This is a genomic window from Chitinolyticbacter meiyuanensis, assembly GCF_008033135.1.
Taxonomy (GTDB): Bacteria; Pseudomonadota; Gammaproteobacteria; order Burkholderiales; family Chitinibacteraceae; genus Chitinolyticbacter; species Chitinolyticbacter meiyuanensis.
In genome coordinates, this window is the sequence record NZ_CP041335.1 from 2,720,538 (window position 1) to 2,739,266 (window position 18,729).

The window sequence follows — 18,729 nt, forward strand, 5'->3', positions numbered from 1 at the left end:
CTCGTTTCGAGCAAAGCGAGGGCGGCGGGAGTGAATTCAATCGGGGAGTGCCGATACCGGCATCCCTCCAGTCGGCAAGCACACCGCCTCTTCACTCCCAACCGATCGCGAATCGGTTCAAACAGGCGCTCAGAACGGTGAATCCGGGAAGTAGAAGTCCTTGGCGTTCTGCTTGGTGATCAGCACCGACGGGATGATGGTGTTGGCAGGCAGCTTCTTGCCGGCAAGGCGCGCTTCGGCGGTGAGCTTGATCGCGTCGTACATGAACTTGGGCGAGTACGACACGTTGGCCTGGATGCGCGGATCGCTGCCATCCATCAGGGTCTTGACTGCGCCCTTGGCACCGGCGCCGCCGAACACCACCTTGATGTCGCGGCGCTTGGCCTGGTCGATGGCCTTGAGCACGCCCACCGCCATGTCGTCATCGGCCGCCCACACCGCGTCGATCTGCTTGAAGCGGGTCAGGTAGTCCTGCATCACCTTGAACGCGTCATCGCGGTTCCAGTTCCCATACTTGGCATCGAGGATCTTGATGCCCGGGTGCTGCTTCATCACGCTGGTGAAAGCATCGTAGCGCTCGTTGTCGAGCGTGGTCGGGATGCCGCGCAGCGCCACGATGTTGCCCTTGCCGCCCATGGCCTTGGCCAGGTACTCGGCCGGCAACTTGCCGAAGGCAGTGTTGTCACCGGCCACGTAGGCATCCTGTGCGCTGGTGTCGGTGAGGCCGCGATCAACCACCGTCACGTACACGCCCTTGCCCTTCACTTGCGCCACCGGCTTGGTCAGCGAGGCCGATTCGAAGGGGAAGATCACCAGCGTGTTGATCTTGTTCACCGTCAGCAGATCCTGCAACTGGTTGGCCTGCTCAGGCGCGTTGGCGGCTGTCTTCACAATCACCTTGAGGCCGGGATTGGCCTTTTCCAGATCGGCCTTGGCCTTGTTCGCCCACCAGACGATGCCGGCGGTGAAGCTGTGGGTGGCCGCGGGGATCGATACGCCCAGGGTCACTTTCTCCGCGGCCCAGCTGCTGCCGACGGTCAGTGCCAGCACGCCGGCACTGATTGCACGAATCACGCTGTTCATGGTGTTGCCTCCAGTCTATCGGGCTTGTGCCCGTGGGGTCCGTCATCTTGTAAACGATTACAAAAATGGGCCGATGTCGCCGCCGGCCCGCTCGATCACCGCCCGCGCTGCATAAAGGCGACGATGATGATCACCACGCCCTGGACCGCGGCGTTGAGGTAGACGCTGATGATGCTGGTGAGGTTGAGGATGTTGCTGATCACCGAGAGCAGGATGGCGCCGATCACGGTGCCGACGATGCGCCCTTCCCCACCCTTCAGCGCCGTACCGCCCACCACCACGGCAGCGATGGCTTCGAGCTCCCAGAGCAGGCCAGTGGTCGGCGAAGCCGAACCCAACCGCGGCACGTAGAGCAGCGTGGCGACGCCAACGCACAGGCCCAGCAATGCATAGGTCAGCAGTTTGATCAGATCGACGCGGATCGCCGCATAGCGCGCCACCTGCTCGTTGGAGCCGATGGCCTGTACGTGACGGCCAAACGCGGTGCGATTGAGCAGCACACCGCCGGCCAGCGCCACCGCCGCAAACACCCACACCGGGATGGGAATGCCGAGCAGGCTGCCGTAGTAAACCGGGCTGTACAGATCGGACAGCGTGCCATCGAGCGTCAGCGCACCGCCGTCGGCAAGGTAGGTGAGATAGGCGCGGAAGATGCCGAGCGTGCCCAGCGTGACGATAAAGGGCTCGATCCGCCCCTTGGTGATCAAAAAGCCGTGCGCGGCGCCGAACACGCTGCCGAGCACCAGTGCGAGCACGATGCCCAGCACCACCGCCAGCATCGGGCTGGCAGCGAACGGCGTGCCCGCAGCAACGCCATTCATGAACAGGATCATGCAGCCGGCGATCAGCGCAGCCATCGAGCCGACCGACAGATCGATCCCGCCGGACATGATGACGAAGGTCATACCCACTGCGATGATGCCGATGAAGGCGGTGCGGGTAAGCACGTTCATCAGGTTGTCGACGGTGGCGAAATCGGGGTTCAGCATCGCGCCGGCGATGCAGAGCGCGATCAGCCCCAGCAGGGGGCCGAAGCCCGACAGGTGGGACAGCGCGCGGCGCCAGCTGGGGATGGCGTCAGTGGGTACCGGTGGCATGGGCGATCAATTCCTCTTCGGTCAGGTATTCGGCAGACAGCACCGCCTGCAGCCGGCCGGCCCGCAGCACCGCGACGCGGTGGCACAGGCCGATCAGCTCAATCAGTTCGCTGGAAATCACGATCACCGCGCGGCCTTCGGCAGCCAGGCGCTGGATCAGGAAATAGATGTCGCGCTTGGCACCGACGTCGACGCCACGGGTCGGCTCGTCGAGCACGATCACGCGTGGGTCCGGGTGCAGGAATTTGGCGAGCGCCAGCTTCTGCTGGTTGCCGCCGGACAGCATGCGCGCCCGCGCAGCCAGATCACCGGTGCGGATGCCGAACTCGGCCACCGCCTGGCCGAGGGCGGCATGCTCGGCGGTGTGGCTGAGCCACGGCGTGGCATAGCGCTCCAGCGTCATCAAGGTCAGGTTCTCGGTCAGGCCCAGGTTCACGTGCAGGCCCTTGCCCTTGCGGTCTTCCGACAGATAGGTGAGCCCACGGCGCATTGCAGCGCGCGGATTATTCAACTGCACCCGCTCGCCGCCCAGCATCACCGTGCCGCCACGGCGTGGCCGCAAGCCGATGATGGCCTCGAACGCCTCGGTACGCCCCGCGCCGACGAGGCCAGCAAAGCCGTAGATCTCGCCAGCGCGCACCTCGAAGCTCAGATCATCCACCCAGCCCGGCACCACGAGGCTTTGCACCGCGAGTGCGACTGGCGCATCGTCCGCCGGGGGCTGCTTGGCTGGGAACATGTCGGACATGTCACGCCCCACCATCAGGTTGGCCATCTGCTGCCGCGTCAGGCTGGCCGTGGCTTCACGGGTGACGAAGCGGCCATCGCGCATCACCACCACCTCGTCGGTGATGCGCTCGACCTCGTCGAGCTTGTGCGAGATGTAAACGATGGTGACGCCATCAGCCTTCAGCTTGCCGATCAGCGCAAACAGCCGCTCGGTCTCGCCCGGCGTCAGCGTGGCGGTGGGCTCGTCCATGATCAGGAGGCGCGCATTGCGCGACAGCGCCTTGGCGATTTCCACCAGCTGCTTTTCGGCCACGATCAAGCGCCGCACCGGCACGTCCGGCGAAACCGCGAGCCCGACCGCCTCCAGATAGCCGGCTGCCGCCTTGCGCATGGCGGCCTCGTCCAGCAGCCAGCCGCGTTTGCGCTCATGACCCAAGAAGATGTTCTGCGCGATGGTCAGGTGCTCGGCGAGGTTGAATTCCTGGTGGATCAACACCACGCCAGCCTGCTCCGCCTCGCGCGACGAGGCGAAACGCCGCGCCGCGCCGCCGATGCGCACCTCGCCCTCGCTGACCCGCTCGTAGCCGGACAGTATCTTCATCAGCGTGGACTTGCCGGCGCCGTTCTCGCCCAGAAGGCCATACACCTTGCCCGGCGCCAGTGCGAAATCGACGCCATGCAGCACCCGCACCGGGCCGAAGTCCTTGCATACGCCGGCGAATTCGACAGACAGGCTCATCAGGCGCTCCCCCGCTCGATCAGCCGATGCGGCAACAACACGCCCGGCACAGCGGCCTTGGGCTGCGCCAGCCGCTGCAACAACAGGCGCGCCGCGGTTTCACCCAGCTCACGCATCGGCTGGGCGATGGTGGTAAGCGGCGGATCGATCTGCGCCGCCATGGCAATATCGTCGAAGCCGACCACGGCCACATCGCGCGGCACAGCAAAGCCGGCATCGCGCAGCCCGCGGATCACGCCGATCGCCAAGGTATCGGAAACGGCAAAGATGGCCGTCGGCGCCTCGTCGCGCGACATCAGCTGCCGCGCGGCTTCGGCACCGGCAGCGAAATCGAGGCCATCCACCGTCACATGCCAAGCCGGCGGCAGGGCAAGGCCGGCCTCGGCCAGCGCGTCGCGCAGGCCGGCTTCGCGCTGGCGCGCATAGAGATAGCGGGCATCGGAATTGATCAGCGCAATGCGGGTGTGGCCACGGGCGATCAGGTGGCGCACCGCTTCGGCGGCAGCGGCTCGGTTGTCGATGCCGACATAGGGCACGGCCACATCGGGATCGAACTCGCAGCACGCCACCCACGGCACATCACCCATCTCCTCGGCCAGCGCATGCTGCACGGTATCCGGGTCGAGGCAGATCGCACCATCGGCCCGGCGAGTACGCAGCAGATCGAAGTAGCTGCGCTCTCGCCCCGGATCGGCACCGGTATCGCACAGCAGCACGTAGTAGCCCTGCTGGCGCGCCACGCTGTCGATGCCGCGCACGATCTCTGCGTAGAACGGGTTGCCCACGTCCGGCACCATCGTCAGCAGCATGCGACTCTCCGCCGTGCGCAGATTGCGCGCCAAGTGGTTCATCCGGTAGCCCAGCACGTCGACCGCGGCCAGCACCTTGTCGCGGGTGGCCGGCTTCACCGTGCCCTGCCCGTTCATGACCCGCGATACGGTCGCGACCGACACGCCGGCATATTCCGCCACCGCCGTGATCGAGACTGCACCACTGGATGCACTGCTTTCGACCATCTGCTGCACCAAAAAATGTAATCGATTACATATTGAGTGCAAGGCGGAAAAAAATGCAAGAAAAATGTAGGAAGTTCGATCGAACTACACGTTAGGCACATGCGCCGTAGCTGCACATGTGCCGTGGCCCGGCACATTGCTTGCCCGCTCTTGGCCAAGCGCCTTCCAGCTCAGCGCCTGCCCCGTAATAACAACGGTCTGACTACGTGACGGCGGCATGCACGCGCGACAGCCTTGGCGGGGATGCCGAGGGAATGAGCATGCACCTTCGATTGCAGCACCCGTTCGTCATGACAGGGAACGAGAAACAAACAATATCGCTTCTCTACAAAAAACTGACTGATCTAAAAAGGAAGATACCTCACCCTCGGGAAGCCCATGTCCTCCTTGCCGACTTTGCCCACCGCCTCGGTGCCGGACCTGCTGGCCGCGCTGGGCGACGATTGCCCACAAGCGCTGGCCGTGATCGACAGCGCTCACCGGGTGATCTGCGCCAACGCGCGCCTGGGGCAACTATTGGGGCAAGCACCTACGGCACTGCAGGACCAGTTGGTTCACGGGCTGCATCCCGCACTCGCGGCAGTAGCCAATGGCGCGTTGTTGCCCCGTGGCAGCTTTCCCGGCGCTCCCGACATGGCATGGCAGCTGACGATACGGCCGTTGCCTGCGGATGATGAACGCGAGCTGGCCCTGCTCTGCCTTACGCCGCAGCTCGACCTGCCAACCTTGCCTGGCGGCGTACCGTTGCGCAGCGTGCTCGACAGCCTGTTTGCCTTTGTCGGCGTGCTCGATGTCGATGGCACCGTACTGGAAACCAACCGCGCCCCGCTGGAAGCGGCCGGCATATCGCTGGCCGACGTGCGCGGTCGCAAGTTCTGGGATTGCTACTGGTGGAATCACGATCCCTTGCTGCAGCAGCTGCTGCGCAGCGATATCGCAGCGGCGCGGCAAGGGCGCACCGTGCGGCGCGATGTGACCTTGCGCATGGCTGCGGACAGCCGGATGGAGGTGGACTTCATGCTGGCGCCACTTGCCGATGCCGGCGGCCATATCACCCACCTGATCCCGTCTGGCATCGACATCAGCCGGCGCCGCGAAAGCGAAGCCGCAATGCGGCTATCTGAGGAGCGTTTCCGCCACGTGGTGGAAACGGCCCCCGAGGGGCTGGTGATGGTGGACCCGGAAGGCACCATGCTGTTGGTGAACGCGGGGTTGGAGCGCATGTTCGGCTACTCGCGCGCCGAGCTGCTGGGCCGCAGCATCATGCTGCTGATCCCTGAGCGCTACCAGGCGCGGCATCCGGCGTTGATGGCCAGCTTCATGCGCGATCCCGCTGTACGCGACATGGCAGGCCGCCGGGAGCTCTACGCCCAGCGCAAGGATGGCAGCGAGTTTCCGGTGGAGATCGGCCTCAACCCCATCCCCAGCAACGAGGGATTGCGGGTGCTCGCCACCATCCATGACGTGACGCAGCGCAAGGCCGAGCAGCAGACGCTGCAGCGCGCACTCGACGAAAAGACCGCGCTGCTCAAGGAAGTGCACCACCGGGTGAAGAACAACCTGCAGGTGATCTCCAGCCTGCTCAACCTGCAATCGCGCCACGCCAGTGCCGATGCACAGCGTGCACTCGCGGAAAGCCAGGGCCGGGTGAAGGCGATGGCCCTGATCCACCAGCTGCTGTACGAGCGCAACAATTTCTCCCACGTCGACATCGCAGCCTATCTGGGCCGGCTGTGCCGGCTGCTGCAGGAGACGCAAGGCCGCGGCCCGGTGCAGGTGTCGCTGCAGCTCAACGTGGAAGTGGAGCACGCCTGGCTCGATCTGCAACGCGCCGTCCCCTGTGGCCTGCTGATCAACGAACTGGTCTCGAATGCCTACAAGCATGCGTTCGCTACCCGTGAAGAGGGCACGATCACGGTGCGCTACGGCGAGATCGACGGCGGCCGGCACCAGCTGGTGGTGGACGACGATGGCATCGGTCTGCCGGAAGGCATCGAGGCCGGCAGCAGCCTGACGCTGGGCTTCCAGCTGATCCCCCTGCTGGTCGAACAACTGGACGGCACCATGACGGTGTCGCGGGATGGCGGCACCCGCTTCCTGATCGAATTCGAGCCCGACGTGGAGCCTGTGCCATGAAGCAGCGGCTGATGATCGTCGAGGACGAGCGCATCGTGGCGCTCGACCTCAAGCACAACCTGGAATACCTCGGCTACGAGGTCGTCGCCGTCAGCGCGCGTGGCTTGGATGCGATCGCGCTCGCCGGTGAGCTGCGGCCCGATCTGGTGCTGATGGACATCAACCTGGGCGAAGGCATGGATGGCACCGAGGCAGCCCAGGAGATCTGCGATCGCTACCGCATCCCGGTGGTGTTCCTCACCGCCTATGCCGAGGAAAAGACGCTGGCGCGTGCCGAGGCCACCCAGCCCTATGGCTACCTGCTCAAGCCGTTCGAACTGCGCGAACTGGAGGCCACCATCCGCATGGCGCTGGCCCGGCGCCAGGCCGAGCTCGGCACCGAGCGTGCCGAAGCCCGGCTGCGCCTCGCGGTCGATGCGGCCACGCTGGGCGTGTGGGAATGGTGGCCCGAGCGCGACGAGCTGCACTGCTATGGCCACCTCGAACACATCCTCGGCATCGCCCCCAACCACCTCCACGACGATGGCCTGCTCGCGCTGGTCAACCCGGCCGATCGCGGCGAGCTGGCGCGGCGACTGGAGCAGGACGACGCCGTCGATACCACGGTGCAGGCACAACGCCCGGACGGCACGCCGCTGTGGCTCGATCTGCACGCCAAATTCCATCACAACGACGGCGGTCCGCGCGTGATCGGCGTGGTACGCGATGTGACCGAGCGGCGTCTGAACGAAGAACGGCTGCGTCAGGCAGCTGTGGTGTTCCAGAGCACGCCGCAGTGCATCATCGTCACCGACGCCGCGCGCCGGGTGATCAGCGTGAACCCGGCCTTCAGCGAGCTGACCGGGCACAGCGTCGACAGCGTGCTTGGCGCCGACCCGGACGAATTCCTGCATCTGCGCCGGCACAGCGACCAGTTCTACCCTCGCCTGCTGGCCAACCCTGACGGCTACTGGCATGGCGAGATTGCCTGTCGGCGCGCCGACGGCACCAGCTTTCCCGCGTGGGAGCACGTCTGCGTGGTGCTCGACGACGACAAGCTGCCAAGCAACTACATCCTGAGCTTTTCCGATATCAGCCCCATTCGCGAGGCCGAGGCGCAGATCAGCCAGCTGGCCTATCACGACGCGCTGACCGGCCTCGGCAACCGCCACCAACTCGACGACCGGCTGGAAATCGAGATCGAGCGCGCCAGCCTGGCCCGGCATCGCTTGGCAGTGCTGTTCATCGATCTGGATGGCTTCAAGCTCATCAACGACACCCTGGGCCACGCGGTCGGCGACCAACTACTGCAGACGGTGGCCCGCCGCCTCAAGCGGGTGCTGCGCCGCACCGACATCGCCATCCGCATGGGCGGCGACGAATTCGTGGTGATCGCCGCCGAGCTGTCGCGGCTGGAGGATTGCGCGGTGCTGGCCGAGAAACTGCTCGACACCATCCGCGAGCCGATCGAGCTGGAACGGCAACGGCTCAGTGTCTCTGCCAGCCTGGGCATTGCCATCTATCCGGAGAACGGCACCACCACCGCATCGTTGCTCGCTGCAGCGGACAGCGCCATGTACGAGGCCAAGGCGCGCGGCCGCAACCGTTACGCCTTCTATTCGCCGGACATGGCCGAGCATGCGCGCGAGCGCATGGTGATGGAACAAGGGCTGCTGCAGGCGCTGACACGGCAGGAGCTGCTGCTGCATTACCAACCGGTGATCGCGCTCGACCATGGCCACCTGATCGGCGTGGAAGCGCTGGTGCGCTGGCAGCATCCGGAACTCGGACTGGTGCCACCGGCACGCTTCATCCCGGTGGCCGAGGACAGCGGCTTGATCGAGCGCATCGGTGCCTGGGTGCTGCGGACGGCCTGCGAGCAGGCCCAAGCCTGGCGCGACGCCGGCCTGCCGCCGCTACGCATGGCGGTGAATGTGGCGGTGCGCCAGTTGATGTCCGATACCTTCGTCGATCTGGTCGCCCGCACCATCGAAGAGACCGGCATCGATCCCGCATCGCTGGAGCTGGAGATCACCGAATCGGCCATTCTCTCGGTCGAGCACAGCCGGGACTTGCTGCTGCGGCTGAAGGCACTCGGCCTCAGCATCGCCATCGACGACTTCGGCACCGGCTTCTCGTCGCTGTCGCTGCTCAAGCACCTGCCGGTGGACCGGATCAAGATCGATCGATCCTTCGTGATGGACCTGCCGCAGGACCAGAACGATGTGGCCATCACCCATGCCATCGTCGCGCTCGCCAAGAGCATGGGTCTGGCGCTCACTGCCGAAGGCATCGAGACCGTCGAGCAGCATGCCTTCCTGCGCCAGCTGCAGGTGGAGGATGGCCAGGGTTATCTCTTCAGCAAGCCGCAACCGCCGGATGCGCTGCAACCCTTGCTGGAGCGTAGCGGCAACGGCCAGACGGCGGGCTGAACAACAGCGGCAGGCTCGCCGAAACGGCGCACTCGCTCTACACTCTCGCCCATCGTTGCAACCCCGCAGGCTCCATACCCATGGCCCAGTACGTGATGTCCATGCTCCGCGTGAGCAAAATCGTTCCGCCCAAACGCCAGATCATCAAGGATATTTCGCTGTCCTTCTTCCCCGGCGCCAAGATCGGCCTGCTGGGCCTGAACGGCGCCGGTAAATCCACGGTGCTGCGCATCATGGCCGGCGCCGACAAGGAATTCGACGGCGAGGTGCAGCACCTTGCCGGGGTCAAGATCGGCTATCTGGAACAGGAACCCAAGCTCAACAACGAAGCGACCGTGCGCGAGGAAGTGGAAAGCGGCATGGGCGAAGTGATGGCCGCGCAGAAACGGCTGGAAGAGGTCTACGCCGAATACGCGCTGGAAGACGCCGATTTCGACGCGCTGGCCGAAGAGCAGGCGCGGCTGGAAGCCATCATTTCCGCGGGCGCAGGCGACAACACCGAGCTGCAGCTGGAACTCGCCGCCGACGCGCTGCGCCTGCCGCCGTGGGATGCACTGGTCGGCAACCTCTCCGGCGGCGAGAAGCGCCGCGTGGCGCTATGCAAGCTGCTGCTCTCCAAGCCCGACATGCTGCTGCTGGACGAGCCGACCAACCACCTGGATGCCGAATCGGTCGAATGGCTGGAGGAATTTCTGGTGCGCTTCCCCGGCACCGTGGTCGCCGTCACCCACGATCGCTACTTCCTCGACAACGCCGCCGAGTGGATCCTGGAACTGGATCGCGGCCACGGCATCCCCTGGAAGGGCAACTACTCGAGCTGGCTGGAGCAGAAGGAAGCGCGCCTCAAGCAGGAGGAATCGCAGGAATCGGCCCGGCAGAAGGCGCTGAACAAGGAGCTGGAATGGGTGCGCCAGAACCCCAAGGCGCGCCAGGCCAAATCCAAGGCACGGATTGCCCGCTTCGAGGAACTCTCCAGCTTCGAGCACCAGAAGCGCAACGAGACGCAGGAAATCTTCATCCCGGTGGCCGAGCGCCTCGGCGACAAGGTGATCGAGTTCAAGGGCGTTTCGAAGAGCTTCGGCGATCGCCTGTTGATGGACAACTTCAGTTTCGCCGCGCCCGCCGGCGCCATCGTCGGCATCATCGGCCCCAACGGCGCCGGTAAATCGACGCTGTTCAAGATGATTGCTGGCAAGGAGCAGCCGGACTGCGGCGAAGTCGAGATCGGCACCACCGTGCAGATGGCCTTCGTCGAGCAGAGCCGCGAAGGGCTGGAAGGCGACAAGACCGTGTTCGACGATGTCTCGGGCGGGCATGACATCATCAACGTCGGCAAATTCGAGATGAGCAGCCGCGCCTACCTTGGCCGTTTCAACTTCAAGGGTGGGGATCAGCAGAAGAAGGTCGGCATGCTCTCCGGCGGCGAGCGTGGCCGGCTGCATCTGGCCAAGACCCTACTCAAGGGCGGCAACGTACTGCTGCTGGATGAGCCTTCCAACGATCTGGACGTGGAAACGCTGCGGGCGCTGGAAGACGCGCTGCTGGAATTCGCCGGCACCGTATTCGTGATCTCGCACGATCGCTGGTTCCTCGACCGTATCGCCACCCACATCATCGCCGCCGAAGGCGATAGCCAGTGGACCTTCTTCGACGGCAACTATCAGGAATACGAAGCCGACAAGAAGAAGCGCCTGGGTGAGGAAGGCGCCAAGCCCAAGCGCATCCGCTACAAGCCGGTTACGCGCTGAGCGTATCTGTCTTCGAAAATAAACCGGCCTTTCGGCCGGTTTATTTTTTTCTCAACAAAAGCAAGATCCAGCAATTCGATAATCAAGCATATCGTTCCACGCCAACGTGTTCGTCGAATGCCGCAATTTCGTTGGCATTCAACTTGGATCTGCTGTATCTCAGCGAATAGCCGCCATAAAGCGTGCCTTTGTCGTTGATCATCCAGTCCTGAATAGTCGCATCCGGAATGCTGAGCTGCTGCCCCACGACGTGATGTTCGAAATCGTTCGGCAATTCGAATATCTCGCCGGTAAAACCAGAAGCTTCGTCGGAGATCACCAGAAGCCACATATAGGCTTGGAACTGCGGCTCCGACAACAAGACCCTCACAAGTGGAAAAGCATCGTCATCGGCTCTTTCTGCGATTAAAGCACGGAAGTAGTCCAGCGTACTTCGGGCAGCAACGATCGTTTCCTGAAAATCATCGTCTTCGGTTGTGACATAGGAAAACCGGGCACCAGGCTCCACTTTTAACCATGATGACAGCCGAACTGTCTCTGATTCCAAGCACTTCTTCTTCATCCAGCGGGGCCCCTTTTTCATCTTCGGCTCTTAGCAAGACCGCGCTCAATGGCGGGATAAACAAAGGAACCAGATCGCTCGCCATCTCTCATCTCCTGCAATATTTCAACAGAAATGCCGGTTGCCAGTTGTCGCACAGGCCAGCATGCTTGCTCATGGAATGTACCAATAACCAATCAGCTGCAGAATGCACTTATCGAGTCTGAACCTGCCTACCGCTTATTGGCCTGATTACGCCGGCAACAGCCTGCTCAACCTGATGAGCACGCTGAGCCGCGAACTCACCGGCCCCGCACTCGGGCATGCGCCACTGAGCCATCCACTGCTAGACGGCATAGGCCGACGTCGCCACGTGGCGATGATCCTGATCGATGGGCTGGGCGAGGCGCAACTTGATCGGCTGGGCGCTGGCGGCTGGCTGCACGCCGCACCACGCACGGTGATCGACAGCGTGTTTCCGCCCACCACGGCGGCGGCCGTGACCACGATCCTGACCGGGCGCTCGCCGGCCGAGCATGGTTTGATCGGCTGGCACCAGCTTCATGGCGAGGAAATCATTGCGCCGTTGCCACTCTACGTGCGCCACCCTGCCGCATCGCCCAGCATGCCCGAAGCCTTGGCTGCATCGCTCTATGCAGCACCGCCGCTGTTCGATCGTCTTGACCGGTCAGCCACCTTGCTGATGCCGGATTTCATCTGCGATTCGCCGTGCAGCGGCCATCATGGTGGCCAAGCCGCGCGCCTGCCCTACCGCGATTTCGACGATGCCTTCGCCCAGTTGACCGCGCGGCTGGCGCAGGCTGAGCCGACCTTCCAATACCTCTACCTGCCGCAACTCGATACGCTGATGCACGAGCGCGGCCCCACATCCGTCGAAGCCGCAGCGCTGTTCGCCGAACTGGAAGCGCACCTTGTGCGATTGGCAGAGCACGCCAGCCGGCACGATGCCGCCATCGTCATCACCGCCGATCACGGCTTCGTGCACGCACCAGCCGAGCAATGGATCGACATCGACCGCATCGCGCCGCTGGCAGAACTGCTGATCCGGCCATTGTCCGGTGAAACTCGGCTTGCCTATTGCCACCTGCAACCGGGCAGCATCGAACGATTCATGGCGCTGGCGCAGGCCCACGTCGGCCACGCCTGCTGGCCCGTCGAGAGCTGCCGGTTGCTCGAAGCCGGTGTGTTCGGCCCCGGCTCGCCGCACCCGGAGCTGGCACGCCGCTGCGGCGACGTGACCCTGATTGCCAAGCCAGGCTGGAACCTGCGCGATACGCTGCCCGGAGAGCGGCGGCTGCAGCTGGCGGGCGTGCATGCAGGGGTGACGGCGGAGGAAATACGGATTCCGCTGATCGTGCTGCGGCCACGCTAGCAGCGCCGCAACGGAATCAGACGCTGATGCTGGTCGGCTCGTCAGCCACGCAGGCAATCCGGCCAACTTGCCCGCCGTGCAGGTGGAACACGGCATCCTGCGGCATGTCCTGCTGCCACATCGCCGCCGGTTCAATACCGAGGTAGACGCCGCGTAACACACGGCCGAGCATGCCGTGCGCAATCACGATCAGGCGCTCGGGCCGTTCAGCGTCGTCGAGAAAATCCATCACCCGGGCGGCGACATCGGTATAAGGTTCGCCGCCGGGCGACGCAAAGTGCCAGTCCGGCCGCACTGCAAGCTCTGGCTGCTCGGAGTGCAATGTGGGCACGTGCAAGGTTTCCCATTCACCGAAGCCCACTTCCATCAGCCGTGGCTCGGCGCGAACGGCGTCGGGCGCCAAGCCCAGTTGCTCGCTCACCAGCCTGGCCGTCTGCATGGCCCGGCCCAGCGGGCTGGCCCACACCTGCCAACCGCCAGCGCCGCCCAATTCCCGACGCAGCGTGGCGCCCATGGCGCGAGCCTGGGCAATACCCAGCTCGGTCAGTGGGGAATCGCACTGGCCTTGCAGCCGGCGATCGCGGTTGTATTCGGTCTGGCCATGGCGCAGCAGGTATAGGGTACGGTGCATCGGTCGAACTGGATCGGGAAAAGACGACAGTGTAATGGTCGGCCCTTGCCGCGCCAACGCAGCTTACTGTACCGCGCTTGCCGGATCGGCCATCGGCGCCGACGCGGTACGTGCATTGCCCGCTGGCTGCTTGGCCGGATAGAGCACTGCATAGGCCAGACCAAATACCACTGCGCCGCCAACGAGGTTGCCCAGCGTTGCGGGAACCAGGTTGGCCCAGATGAACTGGCCCCAGCTCACGTCGAGCCCGGCCAGCATTGCGGCGGGGATGAAGAACATGTTGGCGATGCTGTGCTCCAGCCCCAGCGCGACAAAGGCCATCACCGGCAGCCAGATCGCCACCATGCGGCCCAGCGTGTCACGTGCGCTGTAGCCTTGCCAGGCGGCGAGGCACACCAGCAGGTTGGCGAGTACGCCCTTCATGAAGGTCATCCAGAACGGGTGCGACAGCTTGCCCTGCGCCAGCTTCAGCAGATAAGCGGTCCAGGGCTCGCCCGGCACCAGAATGCCGGTCAGCCAGCCGAAGCACAGCGCGGCGAGCAGGGCACCGACGAAATTGCCGGCGTACGACACGCCCAGCACCCGCGCCATGTCCGCCCCACCGATCTCGCGGCGCCAGGCAGCCACCGTCTGCGTGGCGCAGTTGGAGGTAAAGAGATCGACGCCGGTAAGCACTACAGCGATGAAGCCCAGCGGGAATACCGCGCCGAACACCAGTTTGACAAGGCCGGGATCGCTGCTTGCCAACCCGGTCATCCCGCCGGCCACCACCAGCGCCAACAGGCCACCCAGCGCGATGTAGATGCCGCCCAGTACCGCCATCAGCCCGAGTCGTGGCAGCGGCAATGCCGCCTTGTCGACAGCGCCATGCGCTACGTAGTCGACGATTTCGGCAGGAGAGCGCAGGTTGGAAGCGGAATCAGACATGGCGATAAACCGGGCTATTGCAATGCCATCGTTATACCGCCGCCCTTCACGCCCGGGATGTGGCAAATGAACAAAGCGCCGTGAAATGCGGTGCTTTGCTGATCCAGATCAAACGCGGCCTGCTAGCGCACAGCGATCACAGCCGGTAAGCCAGCGAGGTCATCACTTTGGAGGTGGCCTGCATCAGCGATTTCACCGGCAACGGCAGCTCGGCCGCGCCCAGCTCCACTGCGAGCTCGGCGTGTTCGGTTTCATCGGTGTGCATCTGGCTGACGATGGCGCGGCTCTTGGTATCCTGCGCCGGCAACTCCTGCAGATGGCCCTGCAGGTGGGCACCGACCTGACGCTCGGTTTCCGCCAGAAAACCCAGGTTCCACTTGTCGCCGATCAGCCCGGCCGTTACGCCGATCGCCAGGCTGCCGGCATAACACAGCGGATTGAGCACGCTGACGTGACCGCCAAGCTCGCGGATGCGGCGCTCGGTCCAGGCGAGGTGCTCCACCTCCTCGTGCGCGGCTTCGCGCAGCGCCTCGCGGGTGGCCGGATCACGCGCGGTGAGCGATTGCCCCTGATACAACGCCTGTGCACACACCTCGCCGCAATGATTCACGCGCATCAGGCCGGCGGCATGTGCCTTGTCGCCAGCGGAGAGCGCTGCCTCATCGATGATGTGTGCATCGGGATGCGGCCGGGCACTGCTGGCGCTGGCGGCCAGCGTGCGCAAGGCAAGGTCGAATTCGGTGATCAGGGTGTCGATCGAAGGCAGTTTCAGCATGGATGGATCTCTGGCGGAACGCGGATTCCGGCGGGGGTGCGTGCTATGATACCCGCCATTTCCCCACACCGAGTCACACGTCGATGAAATCGCTGCTTTGCGCCGCTCTGCTCTTCGTTGCTGGTACCGCCCTGGCTGCCGACCCGCAGGTCGAACTCGTCACCAACAAGGGCAAGATCGTGCTGGAGCTGTACCCCGAGAAAGCGCCGGCCACCGTGGCCAACTTCCTGCAGTACGTAAAGGACAAGCACTACGATGGCACCGTGTTCCACCGCGTGGTGCGTGATTTCGTGATCCAGGGCGGCGGCTTCGATACCAAGGGCAATCAGAAGGCCACCCGCCCGCCAGTGAAGAACGAAGCCAAGGCTACCGTCGAGGCTGGCCTCAAGAATGATCGCGGTACTGTGGCGATGGCCCGCACCAACGATCCGCATTCGGCCACCAGCCAGTTCTACGTGAACCTGAAGAACAATGATTCGCTGAACTGGCCGTCATTCGACGGCTGGGGCTATACCGTATTCGGCAAGGTCATCGCCGGCATGGACGTGGTCGACAAGATCGGCCAGGTACAGGTGATGCCGGGCGATGCGCCGGCCGACGAGATCGTGATCCAGAGCGCGCGCGAACTGCCCGCCAAGGAAACGGCCAAGGCCCCGAAGAAAGACAGCAAGAGCAAGTAACCAGAGGAAGAACCACCCATGACCCAAGTCAAGCTCACCACCAGCCTCGGCGAGATCGTGCTGGAGCTCGATGAAGCCAAGGCGCCCAAGACCGTCGCCAACTTCGTGCAATATGTGAACGACGGCCACTACGACGGTACCGTGTTCCACCGCGTGATCAATGGCTTCATGATCCAGGGCGGCGGTTTCGAGCCCGGCCTCAAGCAAAAGCCGACCCGCGACACCATCGAGAACGAAGCTGCCAACGGTCTGAAGAACGATGCCTACACCATCGCCATGGCACGCACGCCCGATCCGCATTCGGCAAGCTCGCAGTTCTTCATCAACGTGGCCAACAACGACTTCCTGAACTTCCAGCTGCCTACCCCGCAAGGCTTCGGCTACTGCGTGTTCGGCAAGGTCAGCAGCGGCCAGGACGTGGTCGACGCGATCAAGGGCGTGAAGACCGGCAGCCGCGGCTTCCACCAGGATGTGCCGAACGAGGACGTGTCCATCGTCAAGGCCGAAGTGCTGGCCTGATTGCGTTTCAACGCAGTTAAAAACGCGGCTTCATGCCGCGTTTTTCTTTAACATCGCCCCATGCCTCGCCGCACGTTATTCATCTCCGATCTGCATCTGTCGCCAGCCGACCCGGCCACGGCCCAGGCCTTCGCACGGTTCCTTGCGGATACCGCGCGCGAAGCAGATGCACTCTACATCCTGGGCGACCTGTTCGAGGTCTGGGTCGGTGATGATCAGCTGGACGAACCGTTCTACGCCAACGTGGCCCGCCAGCTCAAGGCACTCGCCGACCATGGCGTGGCGGTGTACTTCATGGCGGGCAACCGCGATTTTCTCTGCGGCGATCGCTTTGCCCGCGAGGCAGGGCTGACTGTGCTCGCCGACCCGTCGGTAGTCACTACAGCCGGCCAGCGCCTGCTGCTGGCGCACGGTGACGCACTCTGCACCGACGATGCAGGCTACCAGCGCTTTCGCCGCATCGTGCGCCACCCGCTCACCCAATGGTTGTGGCTGCGGCTGCCCTATCGCTGGCGCAACCGCAAGGCCGCGCAGATCCGCGATCAGTCGAGCAGCATGAACCGCAGCAAGGCGGCCTACATCATGGACGTGAACCCGGATGCGGTCGTACAACTGATGCGGGATAACCAGTGCGACACACTGATCCACGGCCACACCCACCGGCCCACCAAGCACACCGTGGCCAGCGGCACCCGCTGGGTGCTGCCAGACTGGCATGCCGGTGTTGGCGGCTATTTGCGCGTGAACGAACGGGAGCTGACGTTGCTGAAGTTGGATGGACAGCGCTGGCCGATATCGACCGCGGCAAAAGAGTTCACTGCCGGTTGATATCGAAAGGTTGAATGCCCGAAAGCGCCGCCGGTTCAGGAGCCCGGCGTGCCGCCTGCAGCACCGACGTACACAGCCACGCCGGCAACAGCAGGTTGAGCAAAGGCACCAACAGCAATAGCGGGAACAGCAGCCCAAGGCATAGCAATACCCGGCGCTGGTGAGCATTGGGTGCAGGCAAGACCAGTCCGTCCCGCTGCATATGTCTGCGCACGGCTGCGTACAGGCTGCAGACGTTCGTGTAGCAAAGAGCGGCCCACACCAGCAGGCCGGCAACCACGGGGATGCACAGTCCGATCAATACGGCGCCCAGCCATACCCAGTAGCGGGGCTTTGTCGGCTGCGTCAACGGATGCTCGAACGGCGTGATCGGTAGCCTCGTCATCGCGCGGCGCAGCAACAGCGGTACCGCCACCAGGCGTACGCTGAGCAGCACGGCGATCAGGTAGCCGAGCACGAACAGCGCCCCGGCAGCGAGGGCCGTCAATGCGGCCAGTTGTGCCGTCTGCAGCAACCCGGCGCCCATCTGCCCCATCGCCACCACGCTACCGGAACTGGTAGCTGGTGCGCCCCACAGCGTCAAGCTGCCGCCCAGCAGCAGGCCACCGATCCATAGTATTGCCGCACTCAACGAAGCCAGCGCCAGTGCCTTGCTGAAGTGGATGTAGGCCCACAGGCAAAGGCCGGCAAGCAGCACGCTCCAGCAGGCCGAGCGCCAGATCAGGCCCGGCGAACAGGCGTCGATCAGCCCCTTGCCAAGGCAGACCAGCGCCGTCCGGCCGGCCATGCCCCATGCACGGAATCCGCGTTGCAGCGCGGCGTTCATTCGGCGTTGGCCAGCTGCAGCAGCAGATCAAGCTGGACTGCCGCATCGCCGATCTCGAGCAGCTCCGGCACCTTGGCACCACCGAGGGCAAGCGCCGGAACGAAGCAGTAGCTTTGGCCCGTTTTCAAGGGCCCGAGCCGGGCGAATGCAGCGGCAAACAATTCGGCGTCGAGTAGCTCCGCCTGCGTCTCAGTGCTGCATAGCACATCGTTGAACGCGGCCTCGAGCGACCAGGCCAGTACGCCCGCCTCTCTCAGGTTCGGATCGATGTAGGCGACGTCTGCGGCATCCTCGTCCAGGCGCCGGTAATAGATCAGTAAACCAAATGCGGTCACCGCAATCGGCAGCCGCGATGGATTCTCCTCGTCGTACATCAGCCAGCCATACAGCGGGTGCTTGTAGTCATCGGGATTCACCAGCGTGATCAGGCCATTGCCATAGCGCCCCAGCCCCACTCGCTGCCAGAGCGTGAGCAGCGGTTCGGGCAGCAGGCCGCGATAACGCGCCACCAGCTCGGTCGAGGCAGGGCGAACGTCCGTCGGCGCATGGCACTCGAGAAAGGGCTGCAAGGACAGCGCCTCGGTGCCGGGCGCAGCCGCCGGGCGCCGTAACAGCCGTGACCACCAGGAAGACATGGAACACTCCGCAGC

At 64.1% G+C, this 18,729-nt stretch carries 17 protein-coding genes; 7 read left to right on the forward strand and 10 right to left on the reverse strand.

All coding sequences use genetic code 11. The annotated features are described in order from the left end of the window. Window positions 1-129 precede the first annotated feature (129 nt). From FLM21_RS12970 to FLM21_RS12985, 4 genes are all read right to left on the reverse strand, one after another. Entirely contained in the window at window positions 130-1,083 is a 954-nt protein-coding gene (locus FLM21_RS12970) for a substrate-binding domain-containing protein (protein ID WP_148715969.1), read from the reverse strand. A 95-nt stretch (window positions 1,084-1,178) separates the two neighbouring features. Beyond that, window positions 1,179-2,180, reverse strand: coding sequence for an ABC transporter permease (locus FLM21_RS12975; RefSeq protein ID WP_148715970.1), 1,002 nt, complete (start codon window positions 2,178-2,180; stop codon window positions 1,179-1,181). Then, the gene (locus tag FLM21_RS12980) at window positions 2,161-3,648 is read right to left on the reverse strand and encodes a sugar ABC transporter ATP-binding protein (protein ID WP_148715971.1); all 1,488 of its coding nucleotides are present in this window, start codon (window positions 3,646-3,648) and stop codon (window positions 2,161-2,163) included. Before FLM21_RS12980 ends, FLM21_RS12975 begins: the two co-directional genes overlap by 20 nt. Further along, the gene (locus FLM21_RS12985) at window positions 3,648-4,664 is read right to left on the reverse strand and encodes a LacI family DNA-binding transcriptional regulator (RefSeq protein ID WP_148715972.1); all 1,017 of its coding nucleotides are present in this window, start codon (window positions 4,662-4,664) and stop codon (window positions 3,648-3,650) included. Before FLM21_RS12985 ends, FLM21_RS12980 begins: the two co-directional genes overlap by 1 nt. Window positions 4,665-5,042: 378 nt before the next feature. Here FLM21_RS12985 and FLM21_RS12990 point away from each other — a divergent pair, with 378 nt between their 5' ends. The 3 genes from FLM21_RS12990 to ettA all read left to right on the forward strand — a co-directional run bounded on the left by FLM21_RS12990 (window position 5,043) and on the right by ettA (window position 10,959). Continuing rightward, complete coding sequence (locus FLM21_RS12990; RefSeq protein ID WP_148715973.1) at window positions 5,043-6,800, forward strand: sensor histidine kinase; 1,758 nt, start codon at window positions 5,043-5,045, stop codon at window positions 6,798-6,800. Next, window positions 6,797-9,211 carry a two-component system response regulator gene (locus tag FLM21_RS12995; protein ID WP_148715974.1) on the forward strand — a complete coding sequence of 805 codons (2,415 nt, stop codon included), beginning with the start codon at window positions 6,797-6,799 and terminating at the stop codon, window positions 9,209-9,211. The genes FLM21_RS12990 and FLM21_RS12995 overlap by 4 nt, the downstream gene beginning before the upstream one ends. Before the next feature lie 80 nt (window positions 9,212-9,291). Continuing rightward, window positions 9,292-10,959, forward strand: coding sequence for an energy-dependent translational throttle protein EttA (gene ettA, locus FLM21_RS13000; protein WP_148715975.1), 1,668 nt, complete (start codon window positions 9,292-9,294; stop codon window positions 10,957-10,959). 82 nt (window positions 10,960-11,041) lie between these two features. Here the strand turns inward: ettA and FLM21_RS13005 are convergent, their stop codons facing one another. Continuing rightward, on the reverse strand, window positions 11,042-11,521 hold the full coding sequence (locus FLM21_RS13005) for a DUF2314 domain-containing protein (RefSeq protein WP_187359893.1): 480 nt from the start codon (window positions 11,519-11,521) through the stop codon (window positions 11,042-11,044). Window positions 11,522-11,708: 187 nt separating this feature from the next. On the opposite strand from FLM21_RS13005, the gene FLM21_RS13010 reads away from it, so the two are divergent. Beyond that, window positions 11,709-12,893 (forward strand): alkaline phosphatase family protein, encoded by a 1,185-nt coding sequence (locus FLM21_RS13010; protein ID WP_148715977.1) that lies wholly within the window; start codon window positions 11,709-11,711, stop codon window positions 12,891-12,893. 16 nt (window positions 12,894-12,909) lie between these two features. Here FLM21_RS13010 and FLM21_RS13015 read toward each other — a convergent pair whose 3' ends face one another. The 3 genes from FLM21_RS13015 to coq7 all read right to left on the reverse strand — a co-directional run bounded on the left by FLM21_RS13015 (window position 12,910) and on the right by coq7 (window position 15,226). Then, window positions 12,910-13,524 (reverse strand): histidine phosphatase family protein, encoded by a 615-nt coding sequence (locus FLM21_RS13015; RefSeq protein ID WP_148715978.1) that lies wholly within the window; start codon window positions 13,522-13,524, stop codon window positions 12,910-12,912. Between the two features lie 63 nt (window positions 13,525-13,587). After that, entirely contained in the window at window positions 13,588-14,451 is an 864-nt protein-coding gene (locus FLM21_RS13020; RefSeq protein WP_148715979.1) for a formate/nitrite transporter family protein, read from the reverse strand. A 136-nt stretch (window positions 14,452-14,587) separates the two neighbouring features. Continuing rightward, the gene (gene coq7 / locus FLM21_RS13025; protein WP_148715980.1) at window positions 14,588-15,226 is read right to left on the reverse strand and encodes a 2-polyprenyl-3-methyl-6-methoxy-1,4-benzoquinone monooxygenase; all 639 of its coding nucleotides are present in this window, start codon (window positions 15,224-15,226) and stop codon (window positions 14,588-14,590) included. 83 nt (window positions 15,227-15,309) lie between these two features. Here coq7 and FLM21_RS13030 point away from each other — a divergent pair, with 83 nt between their 5' ends. From FLM21_RS13030 to FLM21_RS13040, 3 genes are read left to right on the forward strand one after another with little or no spacing between them, the layout of a single operon-like run. Further along, a complete protein-coding gene (locus FLM21_RS13030) occupies window positions 15,310-15,906 on the forward strand; it encodes a peptidylprolyl isomerase (protein WP_148715981.1) in 597 nt (198 codons plus the stop codon). Window positions 15,907-15,924: 18 nt separating this feature from the next. Continuing rightward, window positions 15,925-16,425, forward strand: a complete 501-nt coding sequence (locus FLM21_RS13035; RefSeq protein ID WP_148715982.1) for a peptidylprolyl isomerase — start codon at window positions 15,925-15,927, stop codon at window positions 16,423-16,425. A gap of 60 nt (window positions 16,426-16,485) precedes the next feature. Beyond that, window positions 16,486-17,253 carry a UDP-2,3-diacylglucosamine diphosphatase gene (locus FLM21_RS13040; RefSeq protein WP_148715983.1) on the forward strand — a complete coding sequence of 256 codons (768 nt, stop codon included), beginning with the start codon at window positions 16,486-16,488 and terminating at the stop codon, window positions 17,251-17,253. On the opposite strand, the gene FLM21_RS13045 is transcribed toward FLM21_RS13040, so the two are convergent. Together FLM21_RS13045 and FLM21_RS13050 are read right to left on the reverse strand one after the other, a co-directional pair. Next, a complete protein-coding gene (locus FLM21_RS13045) occupies window positions 17,240-18,079 on the reverse strand; it encodes a hypothetical protein (protein ID WP_148715984.1) in 840 nt (279 codons plus the stop codon). The two genes, FLM21_RS13040 and FLM21_RS13045, sit on opposite strands and share 14 nt — an antisense overlap. Beyond that, window positions 18,076-18,714: a GAD-like domain-containing protein gene (locus FLM21_RS13050; protein WP_187359894.1), complete on the reverse strand. Its 639-nt coding sequence runs from the start codon at window positions 18,712-18,714 to the stop codon at window positions 18,076-18,078. The genes FLM21_RS13045 and FLM21_RS13050 overlap by 4 nt, the downstream gene beginning before the upstream one ends. Between the last annotated feature and the right edge of the window lie 15 nt (window positions 18,715-18,729).

Coding starts and splice junctions, on each gene's coding strand:
- FLM21_RS12970 (WP_148715969.1), bottom strand. CDS start 1,083: ATGAACAGCGTGATTCGTGCAATCAGTGCCGGCGTGCTGGCACTGACC.
- FLM21_RS12975 (WP_148715970.1), bottom strand. CDS start 2,180: ATGCCACCGGTACCCACTGACGCCATCCCCAGCTGGCGCCGCGCGCTG.
- FLM21_RS12980 (WP_148715971.1), bottom strand. CDS start 3,648: ATGAGCCTGTCTGTCGAATTCGCCGGCGTATGCAAGGACTTCGGCCCG.
- FLM21_RS12985 (WP_148715972.1), bottom strand. CDS start 4,664: ATGGTCGAAAGCAGTGCATCCAGTGGTGCAGTCTCGATCACGGCGGTG.
- FLM21_RS12990 (WP_148715973.1), top strand. CDS start 5,043: ATGTCCTCCTTGCCGACTTTGCCCACCGCCTCGGTGCCGGACCTGCTG.
- FLM21_RS12995 (WP_148715974.1), top strand. CDS start 6,797: ATGAAGCAGCGGCTGATGATCGTCGAGGACGAGCGCATCGTGGCGCTC.
- ettA (WP_148715975.1), top strand. CDS start 9,292: ATGGCCCAGTACGTGATGTCCATGCTCCGCGTGAGCAAAATCGTTCCG.
- FLM21_RS13005 (WP_187359893.1), bottom strand. CDS start 11,521: ATGAAGAAGAAGTGCTTGGAATCAGAGACAGTTCGGCTGTCATCATGG.
- FLM21_RS13010 (WP_148715977.1), top strand. CDS start 11,709: ATGCACTTATCGAGTCTGAACCTGCCTACCGCTTATTGGCCTGATTAC.
- FLM21_RS13015 (WP_148715978.1), bottom strand. CDS start 13,524: ATGCACCGTACCCTATACCTGCTGCGCCATGGCCAGACCGAATACAAC.
- FLM21_RS13020 (WP_148715979.1), bottom strand. CDS start 14,451: ATGTCTGATTCCGCTTCCAACCTGCGCTCTCCTGCCGAAATCGTCGAC.
- coq7 (WP_148715980.1), bottom strand. CDS start 15,226: ATGCTGAAACTGCCTTCGATCGACACCCTGATCACCGAATTCGACCTT.
- FLM21_RS13030 (WP_148715981.1), top strand. CDS start 15,310: ATGAAATCGCTGCTTTGCGCCGCTCTGCTCTTCGTTGCTGGTACCGCC.
- FLM21_RS13035 (WP_148715982.1), top strand. CDS start 15,925: ATGACCCAAGTCAAGCTCACCACCAGCCTCGGCGAGATCGTGCTGGAG.
- FLM21_RS13040 (WP_148715983.1), top strand. CDS start 16,486: ATGCCTCGCCGCACGTTATTCATCTCCGATCTGCATCTGTCGCCAGCC.
- FLM21_RS13045 (WP_148715984.1), bottom strand. CDS start 18,079: ATGAACGCCGCGCTGCAACGCGGATTCCGTGCATGGGGCATGGCCGGC.
- FLM21_RS13050 (WP_187359894.1), bottom strand. CDS start 18,714: ATGTCTTCCTGGTGGTCACGGCTGTTACGGCGCCCGGCGGCTGCGCCC.